This is a genomic window from Nonomuraea fuscirosea, from assembly GCF_003001935.1.
GTDB classification, from domain to species: Bacteria; Actinomycetota; Actinomycetes; order Streptosporangiales; family Streptosporangiaceae; genus Nonomuraea; species Nonomuraea fuscirosea.
This window is the reverse complement of sequence record NZ_PVNG01000003.1, coordinates 514,089-531,661: the sequence shown is the minus strand read 5'-3', so window position 1 is coordinate 531,661 and position 17,573 is coordinate 514,089. Positions and strand designations below refer to the sequence as shown.

Below are 17,573 nucleotides of genomic sequence, written 5' to 3'. Positions count from 1 at the left end.
CCAGAAAGACGGCACGCCGGGACGTGGCTAAGACGTAGCTCATAGGCGGACCCATGGACACGCCACCGCACCGCCTCGGACTCGAACGGGTCGTCGAGGTCTTCTCCGGTCATGACGACCTCGTCGGCGTGACCGGCTCCGGCTATGTGATCGGCCCCGACCTGGTCCTGACCTCCGCCCGCCTGACACCCGATCCTGGACGATCAGCCGAGGACGGCGAACGGCCGGCGTTCACCGGTGGGCCACCGCCTCAGGCCGGTGGACGGCCGGTGGGAAACGGCGAAGGGCCAGAGGAAAGCCGCCGGGCCTCGTGTCACGTGCGCCTTCCCGGGTCGGCGCGCTGGTCTGCGGCCGAGCCGGTGTGGCGGGGACGCGGCAGCGCGGACGTGGTGCTGCTCCGGACCTCCGAACCGATGTGGACCGACCTTCCAGGCATCGAGCACAACCGCTGGGCCCGGATAGCGAGCGACTCCGCTCCGGTGCGCTGTGTCGCCAGGGGGTTCGCCCAGGAGCTCCGGCGCGGCGGGCTCCGCATCGCCGAGACACTGCCCGGCCTGGTCTCCCCGCCCACGGGCGCGGTCTCGAAGACTCTGACGGCCGGCGTTCCGTCCTCCGCGACCCCTGAGCCGCTTTGGCGGGGTATGTGCGGAGCCGTCCTGATCGCCGAGCCCGCCGGGCAGCTCATCGGAGTGGTCACCCCGACGACGGCCGGACACGCCGAGGGCCGGCTGGACGTCGTTCCCGTGACCGCGTTACTGGGCGACGAACGGTTCCGGGAGCTGGCGGGCGTGTCGCCCGGCGGGCTGGAGACCGTGACGGGAAGCGACCACGCCGTCCCCTTGCCGGCCCTGATGACGCCGGCCCGGGAGAGTCTGCCGCCGGACTGCCCTGACTGGACGTTGCTGATGGCGCGGCACGCGGTGGTGCCGTTCCTGGGACGACGCGAGGAGCTCGCCGAGCTGCGTGCGTGGGCCACCACCGAGCCGGGCCCGCTGTCGATCGCGGTGCTGAGCGGGCGCGGCGGCATGGGGAAGACCCGGCTGGCGGGCGAGCTGTGCGTGGAGCTGGAGAGCGAGGGCTGGGACGCAGGATTCCTGCCTTTGGACGCGGTGGCAGACCCCCTGGCCGACCAAGGCCCGGTAACGGATCTCCTGGCCGACCGAAGCGCTGTGTCAGGTCCCTTGGCCGATCGGGGCACTGCAACGGATTCCCTGACTGCCCAGGACATCTCCCTTGAGGCGCTGCGGCCGACGCTGCTCGTCGTCGACCGTCCCGAGCCGTCGGCACCCCTCGTGGGCGAGCTGATCCGACGGCTGGCCAAGCACGGCCACAACCCCCGCGTACGCCTCCTGCTCCTGGTCCGTGAACCCGGCGATGCGGACTGGTGGCGGCGGCTCGACACGGCGGCCGGCGGATGGCTGCGGCGGCTCAACACCATGACCGTACGCCTCAACAGCCGCCCCCTCACGCTCCCGGAACGGACCGAACACGCACTCGCGGCCATGAAGGCGTTCGCACCGAGCCGCGCCGCACTCCCCAGCCCGCCACGCCTCGACGACCCCGAATACGGCCTCCCCCTCCACGTCCACCTGGCCGCCCTCCTGCGTCTTTGCGACGGGAACGGGGACGGCGAAACGGACGCGGGCCAGCGCACGGACGCATACACCGGCGGAAGCGGACGTACCGATACAGACGAACGAATCAGCACCAGCGCACGTACCGACGCGGGCGGGGGCGAGTTGCTGGGGCGGTTTCTGAGGCGGGAGTGTGATCAGTGGGCGCGGGTCTGGCCGGACGGGCAGGAACGTCTGCCCGACGTGACAGCACGCCGCGCCGTCGCGGTCCTCACCCTCACCGCGCCCACCGTCGCCGAGCTGCCCGGCCTGCTGGCAGCCGCCGTACCGGGGATCAGCAGCCGCGCACCGGGCGGCGCGTTCGGCCTGCACGGCAGCGCCGCCTCGAACGCGGCCGGCTGGCTGAGCCGGATCTTCCCCGCTCCCCCGCCCGCCCCCGGCTCGCACCGGGACCAGCGGCTGACTCCCCTCGGGCCCGACCTCCTCGCCGAGCAGCTTCTCGCCACGACGGAGGGCCTGGACGCGCTGGTGCTCGCCGTCCACGACCACGAGGGCCGGACGGTCGAGCAGCTCGTACGCATGCTGGACGTCCTGCGATCGTGCGCCGGCCGGGAACGGGTGCGGGCGGCACTGTGGACACTGATCACCCACCGGCTCGGCCCCCTGGTCGCACAGGCGAAGGCGAACCCCTCCGACCGGCTCGGCGACATGCTCAACGCCGCACTCCTGCTGTTCGCCACCGACCAGCGACTCGCCGCGTCCGTGGCCACACTGCCGCTACCGCTGCCGCCCCGACCGATTCCAGACACCGCGCGACCGGACCCACGTACTGCAGCCGCCCCAGGGCCGGGGATGCGGGCGCTCGAGGTGACGCTGGCCGAGCTGAGGGTGCGCCACTGGCGGGCGAGCGGCGAGCGGACCGCGCAGGCCAAGGCGCTGACGCGACTGTCGAGCGCCCTGGCCGCCGTCGGCCGGGTGGGCGAGGCGGTCGTCGCCGCGGCGGAGGCAGTGGAGGTGTACGCGGGCGCTTCCCCGTACGAGGAGGCGGCCGGGCGAGCGGAGGCCGCGTTCGGACTGGGAGCGTGCCTGCTGCTCGGCGGCGAGGCCGGCGGCGCACTCAAGCCCGCCCAGGAGGCGGCGGCCCGGTTCCGCATCCTGGCCGAGGACGACCCCCGCTACCTGGAGCAGACCGCCCGGGCCCACTACAACGTCGCCTGCGCTCTCCTGGGGGTCGGTCGCCTGGACGAGGCGGCGGCCGCATTCGAGGCAGCAGGCGGCGACGCGGACTTCGCGACGAACGTGACAGTCGTCCTATCGGTCCTACCACCAACGAACCCCGCCACCGAAGACGACCCACTGACCCGACCACCACACACGAACACGCCCACCCCGCTCCCCCAGCCACCCACAAGCACGCCCGGCCCGACCGAGCCGTCTCTCCCAGGCACGCCCGGCCTAACCGAACCGCCATCCATGAGCACGTTCGCTCCAACCTGGCAGCCTTCAGCGAGTAGGCCCGGCTCGGCCGAGTCGCCGCGTGCAGGCGGGGTCGGTCCAGCCGCGCAGCTACCCGGAGGCGCATCCGCCCGAGACCCGCGCCCATCCGCACGCCCGCCTGCCCCGCACCCGCAGGCACCCATCCATGGATTGGCTGGAGAGGCGGAGGGCGTGGTGGGTGGGTTCGAGGCGTTCACACCCCCGGCCCGGACGGTGGCGGGGCGATCGGCGCAGGTGCCGGTTGCTCCGTCCCTCCAGGCCCCCGAGCCGCTGACCCCCTTCGAGGGGATCGGCGCCGCCGCCGCGCTGCCCGAGCTGGCCGCCTGTATCGCCGTCGCCGTCACCTCCGCCGTGAGAAGCGCCGCCCCCACCAGCAGGGACGTTGCTCATCGGCTGCACGTGATCGCCACGTGGCTGGAGGCGCACGGCAGACCGGCCGACGCGCTGCGGCCGGCCACCGAGGCGGTCGGGCGGCTGCGGGCGCTGGCGGCGGAGGAGCCCGGGCTGCGGGTCCTGCTGGCGTTCGCCGCCTCCGTCCTGTCCAGGCTGCACGCCCGCTTGGACGATCTGGACGCCGCCGCCCGGTACGCCGCGGAGGCCGTACGCAACCTGCGTGCCCTCGTCACCCTCGAACCGGATGAGCACCGCCCCGCCCTGGCCGGGCAACTGCTCGATCTCGGCGAGCTGCTGCTGGTGGACGACCGCCCGGAGGAGGCGCTGAGGCCGTTGCAGGAGGCCATGGCGCTGCCGTCCGAACCGGATCCGGCCACGCGGGCCAGGGGCACGTGGCTGCTGGGCCTCTGCCTGGACGAGCTGGGCCGCACGGTGGACGGCCTGGCCCAGCTGGAATTCGCAGCCGAGCGGTACGAGCTGCTGAGCGCTGTGGACGCCGACTACACCCGCCATCATGCCGAGGTACGGGCCAGGATCCGCAGGAGACTGGAGCCAGACCCACCAGGGCTATCGGTCCTACCGGGCGTGCCGGGCTTGCCGGGCTTGCCGGGGCTATCGGGCCCTCTAGGGATCGGACTGTCGGGCACTGGCCTGTCGGGGGCCAACCCGTCGGGCACTGGCCTATCGGAGACCGGCCCGTTTGAGACCGGCCGGTCCGAGAACGGCCCGTCGAGGACCGGACCGCCTAGAGCCGGGTTGCCGTGGCTGCTGACGTTGCTCCTCGACCGGCCGGAGGAGGCCGTGAGCAGGGCCGAGCAGCGGCTCAGGGCGCAGGGCCAGCTGGACGATACGGCCGGGGTCGAGCGGGTTCATGCGTATCTGTCGGCACAGGCCATGCTTGCCCGGGCCTGGGCGGACGCGGGGCGACCGGCGGACGGGTTCGCGCTGGCGACGCGGGCGGCCGAGCTGCTCCAGCGGCATGCCGCGCCCGACGGACCACACGCCATCGCGGTGGGCATGGTGGCGGCCGCGCTCGGCCGTTCGCTCGTGGGACTCTGGCGTCCCGAGGAGGCCGTCCCGTATCTCCGGACCGCCATCGACTCGTACGGGCCGCACGCCGCGACGAGCGCCGAGTTCCGTAGCGAGCTGGCCGAGCTGATGATCCTGGAGACGGTCGCCCTGTCGCGCGCCACCTGCCCGTCGAAGGCGGAGGCCGATGCGGAGGTGACGGCAGAAGCGACGACGGCGGAGGCGAAGGCCCACTCGGAGGCGACCTTCGCAGCACAGGCAGGCTCGACGCAGGCGAGCACCGCGCAAGCAGGCGCGACGCAAACAGGCGCGGTGCAAGTGCAAGCAGGTGTGGTGCAGGCGGTGGACCGGCTGGTGCGGCTCTGCTCGGCGCTGGTGGCGGAGGAGTTGCGGCCGCCGCTGCTTCTGGCGGGGGCGCTGCGGCTGCAGGCGGAGATCCGCTGGACCAGGCGCGACGCGGATCCCAGGCAGAACGCCGAGGCCGCACTCCAGTCGATCACACGGGCGCTCGGCCTCCTGCCGTCCTCGCCGGAGGAGCAGGGCGAGCGTGAGCAACTGCTCACCGCCACATGCCTGGAGCTGGCCGGCCTGTGCCTGGCTGAGCTGCACGAGAGCGACGCGGCCAGGGAGCGGCTGACGGCGGGCACATCGGCGATGGCGCGGCTCGGACCCGTTCCCGGTGACCTGTCCGAGGTGCATGTGCGCGCGCTGCTTCGGCTGGCCGAGCTGCGGGTGGAGGAGGCGGGACCGGAGGCGGCGACCGGCCTGTACGCCCAGGTGCTCGGGGTACGCCCGCTTCCCGGGATCGAGGTGCTGGACACGGTCGTCGAGCGGCTCTCCTGGTTCGCGGACACGGGAGAGGGTGCGGCCGGACTGCTGGGGCCCCTGACGGGGTTCACCGAGGCGCTGGAACGCGAGGTGCCACTGACGCCGTCCACGCTGGCCGAGCATGAGGGGCCGGTGATCGCGTCTCCGACGGCAAGGCACGAGGCGCCGACGACGGGCTCCACGCCGGCCAAGCGCGAGGCGTTGGTGGGGGGTGGGCTGGGGGTGCATGAGAAGTTCGGGCGGTGTTCGGGGGTGTTCGCGGTGGCGGTGGAGCGGACTGGAGACGTTGCGGCTGCGGTGCATCTTCAGGAGCTGGCTGTTCGCGTTTATCGGGGGCTTGCCGCTGTCTCCGGTGCCCATCGGGAGTCGCTCGGGTCGGCGTTGGCGGCGCTTGTCGCTGTGGCGGTGCGGGAACGGGGCGGGGGTGCGGGCAGGCGGGGTGAACGGGCCGGGCCGGCCGTGGTCGAGCAGGCGATCGATCTCCTTGGTGAACGGCAGGATCATACGCTGGCCATGGCCTTGAACCACTACGCGGCCGGGCTGCTCGAACAGGGTCGCGCGGTCGAGGCGCTGGCCCATTGCGAGCGTGCCGCCGACCTCTGTGACGAGCTGGAGGACCCGGCCGTGGCCGCCGTCACCTACGCCCAGCTCGGCTCGACCCTGGCCGCGCTGGACCGCCCGCAGGCCGCTCTGGAGGCGATCGCCTGGTCGCTGGCGGAGCTGGACCGAGCCGAGATGCAAGGGGCGGAGCCGCACAGGGCCCGACTGCAAGGGACCGAGCTGTACCTGACTCAGCTATTTGGGGCCGAGCTGTACGGGCCTCAGCCGCTTGGTACCGCGACTGGGGTGGCGGGAACGGGTCGGTCCGCGGTGGCGGCAACTGACCGGCCTGCGGTGGCGGGGTTGGAGTTGGTGCGGGTGCGGGCGCAGGCGGTGCAGGTGCGGGGGCGGGTGTTGCGGGCGTTCGGGCGGGAGCAGGAGGCGATGGCGCATCTCGTCGAGGCGTTGCGCCTGTTCAGCGGGCTGCCCGAACCGCTGGCGGCGGCTGAGACGGCTGGGCTGATCGCCGATGATCTTCTGGCGGCCGGGCGACCGCAGGATGCGGCCGAGTACGCACAGATCGCCGCGAACGGCCACGAGGCGGGCACGGTGAAGCGGGTTCTGGCGACTCAGCGGCTGGCCAGGTGCCACATGATGCTGGGTGAACTGGAACAGGCCAACGCCCTGGTGGAGGAGCTGATCCCGCTGGCCAGGCGATCGCCCGACGACCTGACGTACCGGGCGGCGCTGGCGGACTCCCTGGCGCAGAGCTCCGAGCTGCTGCCCCTGCTGCGGCTGGACGACGGCGTCGAGGCCGAGGCCAGGGCGCGCGAGGCGATCGCGATCTACGACGAACTGCTGACCACCGGCATGGACGCGCAGGCCGTGCACACGAGCCGGGCGGGCGCCTGCCTCACGCTGGCGGGGGCGCTGCGGATGCGGGAGCTGGCGGCTGAGGCGATCCAGCCGTTGCGGGAGGCGGTGGCGGCGCTGGAACGGTTCTCGCCGGGCAATCCGATGCAGGGCGGGCTGCTGTCCCGGGCGATGCTCATGCTGGGCGACGCGCTGATGGAGGCGGGGCGGGCGCTGGAGGCCGGGCTGGTCTTCCACCGCACCACCCAGGTGACACGGGACGAGCTGACCAGGGCCGTGGCGCACGCCCGGCTCGGCTTCTGCCAGCAGCAGCTGGGCCGGGACGACGCCGCCGACGCCGCCCTGCGCGTCTCGGCCGGCCTGCTGCGCGAGCTGCCCGCGGCGGAGAGCGATCTGTTGCGGGACGTGCTGCTCGGCCGGTTGAAGCTGCTGGAGAAGGCCGGAAAGGACGCGGACGCGAAGGCGGTCGAGGCCGAGCTACGCCGCCTGACCTGACCACCGCCCCCAGGCCCGGCAACGGTCGAGGCCGCGCCGAGCCGCCCGACCTGACGCGGCCCCAGAACCCGACGCGGCCCCAGAGCCGACGCGACAGGCCGCTCAGCCGCCGGCGTTCTCGACGGTCTCCCTGGCCCAGCGGTAGTCGGCCTTGCCGGCCGGTGACCGTACCATCTCGCCCACGAACGCGTACGTCCGCGGCACCTTGTACCCCGACAGCAACCCCCGGCAGTGCGCGTCCAGCTCGGCGGCCGTCACCTCGGTCCCGGGCCGGGGCTCGATCACGGCGGCCACCTTGGCGCCCCAGCGTTCGTCCGGCACCCCGGTCACCACCGCGTCGAACACGCCGGGATGGCCCTTGAGCACCGCCTCGATCTCCTCGGGGAAGACCTTCTCACCGCCGGTGTTGATGCACTGCGAGCCGCGGCCGAAGACGTTCACGGTGCCGTCGGCGTCCACGGTGGCCAGGTCGCCGGTGAGCAGCCAGCGGGTGCCGTCCTCGTCGGTGACGAACGTGCGGGCGGTCTTCTCGGGGTCGTTGTAGTAGCCGAAGGCGACCCGTCCCGACCTCGCCACGGTGCCCATCTGGCCGGAGCCGGGCTCGACCGGCCGGTTCTTCTCGTCGAGCACGGCCAGGGTGACGACGGCGTTCGGCTTGTAGCGCAGGCCCTTCTCCGGGGAGGAGCCGGCCACGCCCGAGGCGGTGTAGCCGGACTCGGTGGAGCCGAAGCTGTCGAGGATCATCACGTTCGGGAGCAGCTCCTGGAGGCGGTCGCGGACCGCGCCGGACAGGATCGCGCCGGTCGAGCTGATCACGAACAGGGAGGACAGGTCGAAGTCGCCGCCCTCCAGCGCCTCGGTCAGGGGCCTGGCCATGGCGTCGCCGGTGATGTTCATGGTGGAGACGCGCTCGCGCTCGACCGTCCGCCACACTTCGGCGGCCTCGAACTTGCGCACGAACACGGTGGTCGAGCCCATCCACCAGGAGATGAACGTGGTCATCTGCGCGGCCCCGTGCATGAGCGGCGGCACCGCCATCATGATCATGGGGGTGGCCTTGACGGCCTCGTCGACGACCTCCTGCGGGGTGGTGCGCGGCTCGCCGTACGGGTTGCCGCCGCCGAAGCCCATGAACAGGTCCTCGACGTGCCACATCGCGCCCTTGGGCATGCCGGTGGTGCCGCCGGTGTAGATGATGTAGACGTCCTGGCCGGACCGGGCGGGGAAGCCGCGTTCCGGCTTGCCGCGTTCGAGCGCCGTACCGTACGGGACCGCCGAGCCGATCGACGGCGGCCCGCCGACCGAGATCAGGTGCTCCAGCAGCGGCGCCTGACCGGCCACGGCGGCCACCCGCGGCTCGAACTCCACGTCGTAGATCAGCGCCCGCAGGTCGGAGTCCCGGTAGAGGTAGAGCAGCTCGGCCTCGACGTAGCGGTAGTTGACGTTGATCGGCACGGCTCTGATCTTGAGGGCGGCGAGCATGCCGGCGACGTACTCGACGCCGTTGTAGAGGTGCAGGCCGACGTGCTGGCCGGGCTGGACGCCGAGGTCCATGAGGTAGTGGGCGAGCCGGTTCGCCTCGGCCTCGAGTTCGGCGTACGTGCGCCGTTCCCGGCCGCAGACGACGGCCGTCCTGTCCCCGATCGTGTCCGCGAGCCCTTCGAACAGGTCAGCGTGGTTGAACTCCATCAGGGTCTCTCCCGTCCGACGATCCACATCGCGAAGAACTGGGCTCCCCCGCCGTAGGCGTGGCCGAGCGCCGTCCGGGCGCCGTCCACCTGGTGCTCGCCCGCCATCCCGCGCACCTGGAGCGCGGCCTCGGCGAACCTGATCAACCCCGACGCCCCGATGGGGTTGCTGGACAGCACCCCGCCCGAGGCGTTCCACGGGATGTCACCGTCGAGTGCCGTGGCGCCCGACTCGGTGAGCTTCCATCCCTCCCCCTCCGCCGCGAACCCCAGGTTCTCCAGCCACATCGGCTCGTACCAGGAGAACGGCACGTACACCTCGGCCACGTCGATCTGCCGGCGCGGGTCGGCGATCCCGGCCTGCCGGTAGACGTCGGCGGCGCAGTCCTTGCCGGCCTGCGGGCTGACCGTGTCGCGGCTCGCGCGGAAGATCGGCTCGGAGCGCATGGCCGTCCCGTGCACCCAGGCGGGGGTGCCGGTGACCGCCGCCTCGGACGACAGCACCATCGCGCAGGCGCCGTCGCTGGACGGGCAGGTCTCCAGGTAGCGGATGGGCTCCCAGAGCATGGGCGTGGACTCGACCATCTTCTGGTCGATGCCGGGGATCCGCAGGTGCGCGTACGGGTTCTTCAGCGCGTTCAGCCGGTCCTTGACCGCGACGAGCGTCCCGATGTGCCCGGGGGCTCCGGATCTGCGCATGTATTCGCGGATGTGCGGGGCGAAGTAGCCGCCCGCGCCCACCACCAGCGACGCGCTGAACGGCAGGTGCGTGGACAGCGCCCAGGTGGCGTTGGACTCCGACTGCTTCTCGAACGCCACCACGAGCACCCGCTCGTGCACGCCGCCCTGGATGAGGGAGGCGCCGACCAGCGCGGTCGAGCCGCCGACGCTGCCCGCCGTGTGCACGCGCATCATGGGCTTGCCCGCCGCGCCGAGCGCGTCCGCCAGGTACGACTCCGGCATCATCACACCCTCGAACAGATCGGGCGCCTTGCCGATGACCACGGCGTCGATGTCCTTGAACGTCAGCCCGGCGTCCTCCAGCGCCCGCAGCGCGGCCTCGCGGACCAGGCCGGCGATCGAGACGTCCCTGCGCTTGGTCGTGTAGTGCGTCTGCCCGACGCCGATGACCGCGCACCGGTTTCCCATGGTCATGCCTCCAGGACGGTCACGAGGTTCTGCTGCAGGCAGGGGCCGCTCGCGGCGTGGGCGACCGTGCGGCGGGCCCGGCCGTCGTGGATGTGCCGCGCGGCCTCGCCGATGCGGATGAGCCCCGTGGCCATGACGGGGTTGGCGGCCAGCGGCCCGCCCGACGGGTTGATCAGGGTGCCGCCGCCGAGTTCGAGCGCCCGCCGCAGGATGATCTCCTCGTGCGGGAACTGGGCGTGCAGCTCGGCCACCTCGACGGGCGCCTTGCCGACTCCGGCGGCCCGCGCGGCGTCGGCGGCGGAGGCCGAGCCGGACAGGTCGCGCAGGCCCAGGTAGTGGGGTTCGGTGCGGTGGGCGATGCCCCTGATGTAGGCGGGGGTGGCGCAGAGCCGGGTGGCCAGGTCGCCGGTGGCCAGCACGATCGCGGCGGCGCCGTCCGTGATGGGGGGCACGTCCGTCTTCTTGAGTGGTTGTACGGCGAAGTCCTCGCCGTCCGGTTCGGGCAGATCGAGCGCGTACGGGTTGCCCCGGCCGTCGGCCCGGCTGCGCCGGACGATCTCGTCGAGCTCCGCCCGGTCCGCGCCGACCGCGTTGGCCTGGAGCGCGGCGTAGGAGAGCTGGTCGAGGCCGAGCGGAGCCAGATAGTACGGGTCCAGCTGCAACGTCATGATCGTGCGCAGGTCGCCGAGCGACGACTTGCCGAACCCGTAGACGAGGGCCGAGTCGATGTCGCCGTGCTGGAGCCGGACCCACGCCTCGTACAGGGCCCAGGCGCCGTCCATCTCGACATGGCTCTCGGAGATCGGCGGCCAGGCGGCCAGCGCGTCGAGGGCCGAGACGAACGAGAACGGGGCCCCGGCGAGATAGTCGCAGCTGCCCGAGCAGGTGAAGCCGAACCGCCTGAGCCCGGTGCGCTCCTTGATCTCGTTGATCACCGGCGCGATCAGCTCGGGCTCGGTCAGGCCGGTGTCGTGATCGGTGTGCCGCGTCTGGGCGAACGCGACGATCGCCACATCTCTCATGACAGCTCCACGTCGGGCTCGCCGGTGGGGGCGAACCAGCGGATGTTCGCCATGGACGCCGTGCGCTCGCTCTCGGGCACCCAGACCGCCTTGACCCGCATGCCCTGGCGCACCTCGTGTGCGGGAACGTCGCCGATGAGGGCGATCATGGGGATGTCGGTGGTGTCGAGCAGAATGTACGCCGAGACGAACGGCACCTCGGGGGCCCGGGGATCGGGCAGGTTGTTGATGGCGAACGTGGTGATCGTCCCGGTGTCGGGCACCTCGAACGTGTCCCCCAGGCTCTGTCCGCACTCGGGGCAGTTCAGCCGGTAGGGCACGTACACCTTCGCGCACCGCTCGCACCGGCCGGCCAGGAGGACGCCGCGCTCGACGCCCTCCAGGAAGGTCCGCAGCGCGCCGCCGGCCTGGAGGCGGTACTCGGCGCGTACGTTCGAGACGATCTTCGTGACCTCGGGCGCGAAGTGGGAGATGTCGGTGATGTGGCCGGTGGGCCGGTCGCTCCAGACCGGCCAGACCCGCATGCCCGCCGCCATCGCCTTGGCGTTGTCCGCGGCCACGGCGTGCAGCAGCGCGGTGTCCGCGCCGTCCAGCTCGATCAGCGCCCAGGCGAAGGGGCGGTCGAGGGGGTGGCTGTCCAGCGGCTGCTCCACCCAGGCCCACGTCTTCACCGTGCCGGCCGGGCCCACCTCCGTGTACTCGCCGGTGACCGGCTCGCCGGTCTCGGGGTCGTACTCCAGGGGCGGGACGAGCACCCGGCCCTCCGCCGTCCTGACCCCCACGATGCGGCGAGCGCGTAATTCGGTCAGGAACCGGCCGATCACCGGTCCTGTCGTCCGCGTGTAGCCGCCCGGGAACTCCAGGACGTGCTGAGCGACCAGGGGATCAGATGGCACGGTCGTGTCCCTCCCAGTACGGGGCTCGGAGTTTGCGTTTCAGCAGCTTGCCGTTGGGTTCGCGGGGCATCTCGGCGATGAAGTCGATGCTCTTGGGCCACTTCATCCTGGACAGGCGGCCCTCCAGCGAGGCCAGCAGCTCGGCGGCCAGCTCTGGCCCCGGCTCCGCGTTCTGAGCCGGCTCGACGACGGCCTTGATCTGCTCGCCCCACTCCTCGTCCGGGATGCCGAACACGGCCACGTCGGCCACCTTGGGGTGGATCATCAGCTCGTTCTCGATCTCGGCCGGGTAGATGTTCGCCCCGCCGGAGATGATCATGTCGGCCTTGCGGTCGCACAGGTAGAGGAAGCCGTCCTCGTCCAGGTAGCCGATGTCGCCGACGGTGAAGTAGTCCTTCAGCCGGCTCGCGGCGGTCTTGGCGGGGTCGCCCTTGTACTCGAACGTGGCGCCCATCATCTTCATGTAGATCGTCCCGGGCGTGCCGGTGGGCACCGGTTCGCCCTCGTCGTCCGCGATGAGCAGCTCGCTGATCGGCCAGGCCGAGCCGACCGTGCCCGGGTGCGCCTTCCAGCCCTCGGGCGTGGCCAGGGTGCCGCCGCCCTCGGTGGCCGCGTAGTACTCGTAGACGCAGTCGCCCCACCACTCGAGCATCGCCCACTTGACCGGGACTGGACAGGGGGCGGCGGCGTGGATCATCCAGGAGAGCGAGGAGAGGTCGTACTTCGCGCGGGTCTGCTCCGGCAGCGCGAGCAGCCGCTTGAAGTGGGTGGGGACCAGGTGCGAGTTGGTGACGCGATGCCGCTCGCACAGCGCCAGCATCTCCTCGGCGTCCCACTTGTCCATGTAGACGAGGGTGTGGCCCATGTGCAGGGCCGTGCCGCCGAACTGGGTCACCGCCGTGTGGTAGCTCGGCGAGGTCACCAGGTGGGCGTTCGGGCGGCCGGGGGTGATGCCGAACAGGGTGAGGAGGAACGTCATGAGCTCGGCGGACTCGTCCGGATCCATGCCGCTGAGCGGCCGTCTGACGCCTTTGGGCTTGCCCGTGGTGCCGGAGGTGTAGTGCATGGTGGCGCCGGCGGTGCGGTCGGCGGGGGCGGTGTCGGGCTGCCCCTCGGTGAGCTCGCTCACGTCCAGGAAACCCTCCGCCCCCGTGGCCGCGCCGATGAGGAAGCGGCGCTCGGGCTCGATGGCCTCGGCTCCCCTGACACCCTCGCCCAGGTAGCGCGGGTGCACGAAGAACGCCTTCGCCTCGCTGTCGGAGACGATGTACGCGATCTCGGGCCCGGTCAGATGCCAGTTGACCGGCGTGTAGTACCAGCCGGCCTGGAGCGCGGCGAGATACAGGACGAGCCCGTCGGCGCCGTTCGGCACCAGGCCGCAGATGCCGTCGCCGGGCTGGAGTCCGAGCTCGCGCAGCCCGTGGACGAGGCGGTTCGAGCGGGCCAGCAGGTCACCCGCGCGGTGCTGCGTGCCGTCGGGGTCCACGGCCGCGATCCACTCGGGATCCGCCTGCGCGAGCCTCCAGAAACCGAGCGTGCCCATCTGTTTCTCCTCTGCTCATGGCTTCACTCCGTGAAGCGGGCTCGGTCGCCCTTGATGCCGCCGTCTTCCCCCGCTCTGGTCGCTCCGCTCTCGCCGCTCCTCCAGACGACGGCGCTCTCTCGCGTCGTCGCGCGAGCAAAACAGGAACCTGTTCTCGTTTGCTCATGGGAGCGTATCCTGGGCCAAAGTCCGTAGCAAGCGCTTGATTAAGTCACTTCGGAGGCATCCGTGGAGCTCCTGCCGATCAGCACCCCCCACTGCCGGATCGAGCGTGACGGCCACGTCCTGACCGTCACGATGAACCGGCCCGAGGCCCGCAACGCGCTGTCCTCGGACATGCTGATCGGGCTGGCCTCGGCGTGGGCGTACGCGTCGGAGGAGCCGGAGATCAGGGTCGCGATCCTGACCGGGGCGCAGGGCACCTTCTGCGCCGGCGCCGACCTCAAGGCCATGGGCCAGCCGTCGGCGGACCCCGAGGTGCAGGCCAGGGCCGCCCAGATCGCCAACTTCCACTGGAAGGGCCTGCTGCGCGAGGACCTGCCGACCAAGCCGATCATCTGCGCGGTGGAGGGCTACGCCGTCGCCGGAGGCACCGAACTGCTGGTGGGCACGGACCTGCGGATCGTGGCCGAGTCGGCCACCCTGGGCCTGTTCGAGGCCAAGCGCGCGCTGTTCCCCATGGGCGGCAGCGCCGTCCGGCTGCCCCGGCAGATCCCGTACTGCCACGCCATGGACCTCCTGCTCACCGGCCGCCCCATCACGGCGGCGGAGGCGCTGTCGATGGGCCTGGTCAACCGCGTGGTCCCGGACGGCCAGGCCCTCACGGCGGCCCGCGAACTGGCCGAGAACGTGGCCTCCTCGGGCCCGCTGGCCGTCCAGGCGATTCTGCGCACGTACCGGGACACGCTGGGCATGCCGGAGGTGGACGCCCTGAAGGTCTCGGACGAGCTCGGCTGGCCGGTGATCGGCTCGGAGGACGCCAAGGAAGGCACAAGGGCCTTCCGCGAAAAGCGCCCCGCCACCTACCGCGGCCACTGACTTTCGCGGGGTTACACTGAACCTGTAGCACGGTGGGCTACACAAGGCTACGGTGAGGTGCATGTTGAAGGTCATCAGTCAGCGAGAGTTCCGCAACAACTCCGCAGCCGTCATGAATGAGGTCGAAGCGGGCGAGATCTTCCACATCACCCGCAACGGCGTCGAGATAGCGGAGCTGCGGCCACTTCCGCGCAGGCGCCACTTGACCGCCGAAGAGCTGGTCGCGAAGCATCGGCTGCTCCCCCGGGTCGACTACGCCGAGATGCGCCGCGAGGCTGACGAGTTCTTCGGGACAGAGGACCGCGTGGACGACGACGACCCCTGGGAGCGCCGGCGTGACTGAACGTCGCGCTTCCGGGGTCATCGACACCTGCGTCTACATCGACCTCAGCGAGATATCTCCTGACGCTCTGCCGGCCATACCGAAGCTCACCACGATCACGCTCGCCGAGCTGCACCAAGGTGTGTCCATGGCGCGGGACGCGGCGACCCGGGCCGCTCGCATGGAGCGACTGGGCAGCGCCGTGGTCGACTTCGAGCCGCTCCCTTTCGACAACGATGCGGCCACCCGCTACGGCAGCCTTGTCGCGCTCACGATCGCGGCGAAGCGCGACCCCCGGCCCCGGCGCATGGACCTCATGATCGCCGCGGTGGCGTCCAGCCGGGGCCTGCCGCTCTACACCCGTAACACCGACGACTTCGTGGGGCTCGAAAGCATGGTGACCGTCGTTCCCGTCTGAGCGGTCATTCGTCGGTGAGGCGGGCGAGGCGGTCCAGAGCCTCGCCGTACTCCTCCACCAGGCTGAAGACCACGTCCTTGGCCGGCCGTACCTGGTTCATCACGCCGATGATCTGGCCGGCCGGGAAGGTGGCCAGTTCGGTGGCGTCGGAGCGGCCGATGCGGCGCAGGGCGTCGGAGACCAGCATGAACTGCAGCGGCATCGGCAGCGTCCCGGGCGACTCCTCCGACTCCCACGCCTGCGTCCACTCGTTCTTGAGCAGCCGCGCCGGCTTGCCGGTCCAGCTGCGGGAGCGGACGGTGTCGCGGGAGGTGGCCGAGAGGATGCGGCGTTTGGCCATCTCCGGGGTGTCGGCCTCCTCGACCGTGAGCCACAGGGAGCCGGTCCAGACCCCGTCGGCCCCGAGCGCCATCCCGGCGGCCATCTGGCGGCCGTTGCCGATGCCGCCCGCCGCCAGCACGGGCACGTCCACGGCGTCCACGACCTGCGGGATGAGGACCATGGTGGAGATCTCGCCGGTGTGGCCGCCGGCCTCCGTGCCCTGGGCGACGACCACGTCCACCCCCACCTCCACCTGCTTGAGCGCGTGGCGCGGGGTCGAGGCGAGCGCGGCGACCTTGACGCCGTGATCGTGCGCGAGCTTCACCACGTCGGCGGGCGGCGGGCCGAGGGCGTTGGCGAGGAGCGCGATGGGATGGCGCAGGGCCACCTCCACCTGGGGGCGGGCGGTGGCGTCGGTCCAGCCGAGCAGCACCCGGCCGGCTTCGGCGTCGGCCGACAGCGGCGGGACGCCGTGCTTGGCCAGGAGGTCCTCGACGAAGGCGCGGTGCCCGTCGGGGATCATCGAGCGCAGCCGGCCGACCAGTTCCTCGGGCGCGAAGTCGGCACCCTCGTACGAGGCCGGCATGACCACGTCGACCCCGTACGGCCTGCCGTCCACGTGGTCGTCGATCCATTTGAGCTCCTGTTCGAGCTCCTCCGGCGTGAAGTAGAGCGCGCCGAGCACGCCCATGCCGCCCGCCCGGCTCACCGCGGCGACCACGTCCCTGCAGTGACTGAAAGCGAAGATCGGCAAGTCGATTCCGAACATGTCCGTGACACGTGTCCGCATGGCCCGACCATACGTCCGCCAACCGGCAAACTGCAACGCGTTCTAGACTAGAACTTCTCGTCTGGTACTCACGGGTAACCTTGAGCTATAACTCGTTCTAGTTCGCTTTTCGGAAAAGAAAAAGGGCCCGTTCTCACGGGCCCTCGGACAAATGCCCGGACGTCACTCGCCGGCGGTCGGCCGGCGACGCCCCACGATGATCCCGGCGAGGACCAGGAAGACGCCCACGACGAGCAGGACCAGCGGAATCGTGTTGCGCAGCAGGTTGATCGTGCTCTTGCCGTCCTGCGCGTCCTTGACCAGTTCCTCGACGGTCTTCTCGGTCATCTTCGCGGTGGCGATGAAGGCCGCGGAGCGCTCGACGCCGTCCTGTGTCTTCAGCACCTCGTGGCGCTGCACCTCCTGGCGGACGGGCGACCCGGTGACGGGCTCGATCCAGTACGTGGTCTTGCCGTCGTACCAGCGGTCCACCTGCACGTCCCCGGTGGTGCCGGTCATGCCGAGCACGTTGGCGGGGGCGGTGCGGGTCTCGGTCTTGGTCGGCGGCACGGACTGCTCGAAGACGTAGACGGGCAGGCCGTTGACGTTGTCCTCGCGGACGAACGTGGCGTCGAACGCCTTGCCCGCCGTGGAGTTGAACACCTTGTACGTCTTCTTCTCCACGTCGAACGGGAACTTGTAGACCTGGCCCTCGATCGTCACCGGCGCCTTCTCCACGCTGGTGCCGCAGCAGTTCACGCCCGCGCCCGTGTAGCGGTTGAAGGCGCTGCGGCGCTCGGAGATGTCGATCTGCGGCCGCTTGTTGGTGACGTCGTTGACGACCATGGCCTCGTCCCAGACGACCCGGTCGCTGGTGGCCTCCTTCACGTCGCCGCGGGTGGTGACGATGATGTCGAGGTCGCCGGTCAGCACCTTGAGGTCCTGCAGCGAGAAGTACTGGGCGCCCTTGGCCTCCAGCCGCGAGATGCCGAACTGGTCGGCCGGGGCCGAGATGATCTGGCCGGCCGCCCAGAATTTCAGCAGCGGCGCCAGCGCGATGAAGAAAGCCCCGAACCCGATGAGGACGAGCGTTGAGATACGACCCATCGAGGCCTCCGCCTTAGTAGAACACGTTGTCGTCTGGTGCGATCGTCGAGCAACAAAGTATGACAGGGGGT

Annotated in this window: 11 protein-coding genes; 4 read left to right on the top strand and 7 right to left on the bottom strand. The window is 71.3% G+C overall.

Annotated features, from left to right (window positions below):
* Positions 1-53: 53 nt before the first annotated feature.
* Complete coding sequence (locus B0I32_RS09415) at positions 54-7,229, top strand: tetratricopeptide repeat protein (protein WP_146178101.1); 7,176 nt, start codon at positions 54-56, stop codon at positions 7,227-7,229.
* A 102-nt stretch (positions 7,230-7,331) separates the two neighbouring features.
* Here B0I32_RS09415 and B0I32_RS09410 read toward each other — a convergent pair whose 3' ends face one another.
* From B0I32_RS09410 to B0I32_RS09390, 5 genes are read right to left on the bottom strand one after another with little or no spacing between them, the layout of a single operon-like run.
* Positions 7,332-8,918 (bottom strand): acyl-CoA synthetase, encoded by a 1,587-nt coding sequence (locus tag B0I32_RS09410; protein ID WP_106236795.1) that lies wholly within the window; start codon positions 8,916-8,918, stop codon positions 7,332-7,334.
* Positions 8,918-10,066: a thiolase domain-containing protein gene (locus tag B0I32_RS09405; protein ID WP_106236794.1), complete on the bottom strand. Its 1,149-nt coding sequence runs from the start codon at positions 10,064-10,066 to the stop codon at positions 8,918-8,920. The genes B0I32_RS09410 and B0I32_RS09405 overlap by 1 nt, the downstream gene beginning before the upstream one ends.
* A 2-nt stretch (positions 10,067-10,068) precedes the next feature.
* The gene (locus B0I32_RS09400) at positions 10,069-11,088 is read right to left on the bottom strand and encodes a thiolase domain-containing protein (protein WP_106236792.1); all 1,020 of its coding nucleotides are present in this window, start codon (positions 11,086-11,088) and stop codon (positions 10,069-10,071) included.
* Complete coding sequence (locus B0I32_RS09395; RefSeq protein ID WP_245955699.1) at positions 11,085-11,984, bottom strand: Zn-ribbon domain-containing OB-fold protein; 900 nt, start codon at positions 11,982-11,984, stop codon at positions 11,085-11,087. Before B0I32_RS09395 ends, B0I32_RS09400 begins: the two co-directional genes overlap by 4 nt.
* Positions 11,974-13,527, bottom strand: a complete 1,554-nt coding sequence (locus tag B0I32_RS09390; RefSeq protein WP_106236789.1) for an acyl-CoA synthetase — start codon at positions 13,525-13,527, stop codon at positions 11,974-11,976. Before B0I32_RS09390 ends, B0I32_RS09395 begins: the two co-directional genes overlap by 11 nt.
* Before the next feature lie 228 nt (positions 13,528-13,755).
* Between B0I32_RS09390 and B0I32_RS09385 the strand changes: the two genes are divergently transcribed.
* The 3 genes from B0I32_RS09385 to B0I32_RS09375 all read left to right on the top strand — a co-directional run bounded on the left by B0I32_RS09385 (position 13,756) and on the right by B0I32_RS09375 (position 15,305).
* Positions 13,756-14,565: a crotonase/enoyl-CoA hydratase family protein gene (locus B0I32_RS09385; protein WP_106236787.1), complete on the top strand. Its 810-nt coding sequence runs from the start codon at positions 13,756-13,758 to the stop codon at positions 14,563-14,565.
* A gap of 61 nt (positions 14,566-14,626) precedes the next feature.
* Complete coding sequence (locus B0I32_RS09380; protein WP_245955698.1) at positions 14,627-14,908, top strand: type II toxin-antitoxin system Phd/YefM family antitoxin; 282 nt, start codon at positions 14,627-14,629, stop codon at positions 14,906-14,908.
* On the top strand, positions 14,901-15,305 hold the full coding sequence (locus B0I32_RS09375; protein ID WP_106236785.1) for a type II toxin-antitoxin system VapC family toxin: 405 nt from the start codon (positions 14,901-14,903) through the stop codon (positions 15,303-15,305). Before B0I32_RS09380 ends, B0I32_RS09375 begins: the two co-directional genes overlap by 8 nt.
* Before the next feature lie 4 nt (positions 15,306-15,309).
* On the opposite strand, the gene B0I32_RS09370 is transcribed toward B0I32_RS09375, so the two are convergent.
* Positions 15,310-16,416, bottom strand: a complete 1,107-nt coding sequence (locus tag B0I32_RS09370) for an NAD(P)H-dependent flavin oxidoreductase (RefSeq protein ID WP_106236784.1) — start codon at positions 16,414-16,416, stop codon at positions 15,310-15,312.
* Between the two features lie 162 nt (positions 16,417-16,578).
* Complete coding sequence (pgfA, locus tag B0I32_RS09365) at positions 16,579-17,502, bottom strand: cell envelope lipid trafficking protein PgfA (RefSeq protein ID WP_106236782.1); 924 nt, start codon at positions 17,500-17,502, stop codon at positions 16,579-16,581.
* Positions 17,503-17,573 lie beyond the last annotated feature (71 nt).

What these genes read in the sequence shown, in the direction of transcription:
- B0I32_RS09415 (WP_146178101.1), top strand. Translation starts at nt 54, where the DNA reads ATGGACACGCCACCGCACCGCCTCGGACTCGAACGGGTCGTCGAGGTC.
- B0I32_RS09410 (WP_106236795.1), bottom strand. Translation starts at nt 8,918, where the DNA reads ATGGAGTTCAACCACGCTGACCTGTTCGAAGGGCTCGCGGACACGATC.
- B0I32_RS09405 (WP_106236794.1), bottom strand. Translation starts at nt 10,066, where the DNA reads ATGGGAAACCGGTGCGCGGTCATCGGCGTCGGGCAGACGCACTACACG.
- B0I32_RS09400 (WP_106236792.1), bottom strand. Translation starts at nt 11,088, where the DNA reads ATGAGAGATGTGGCGATCGTCGCGTTCGCCCAGACGCGGCACACCGAT.
- B0I32_RS09390 (WP_106236789.1), bottom strand. Translation starts at nt 13,527, where the DNA reads ATGGGCACGCTCGGTTTCTGGAGGCTCGCGCAGGCGGATCCCGAGTGG.
- B0I32_RS09380 (WP_245955698.1), top strand. Translation starts at nt 14,627, where the DNA reads ATGTTGAAGGTCATCAGTCAGCGAGAGTTCCGCAACAACTCCGCAGCC.
- B0I32_RS09370 (WP_106236784.1), bottom strand. Translation starts at nt 16,416, where the DNA reads ATGCGGACACGTGTCACGGACATGTTCGGAATCGACTTGCCGATCTTC.
- pgfA (WP_106236782.1), bottom strand. Translation starts at nt 17,502, where the DNA reads ATGGGTCGTATCTCAACGCTCGTCCTCATCGGGTTCGGGGCTTTCTTC.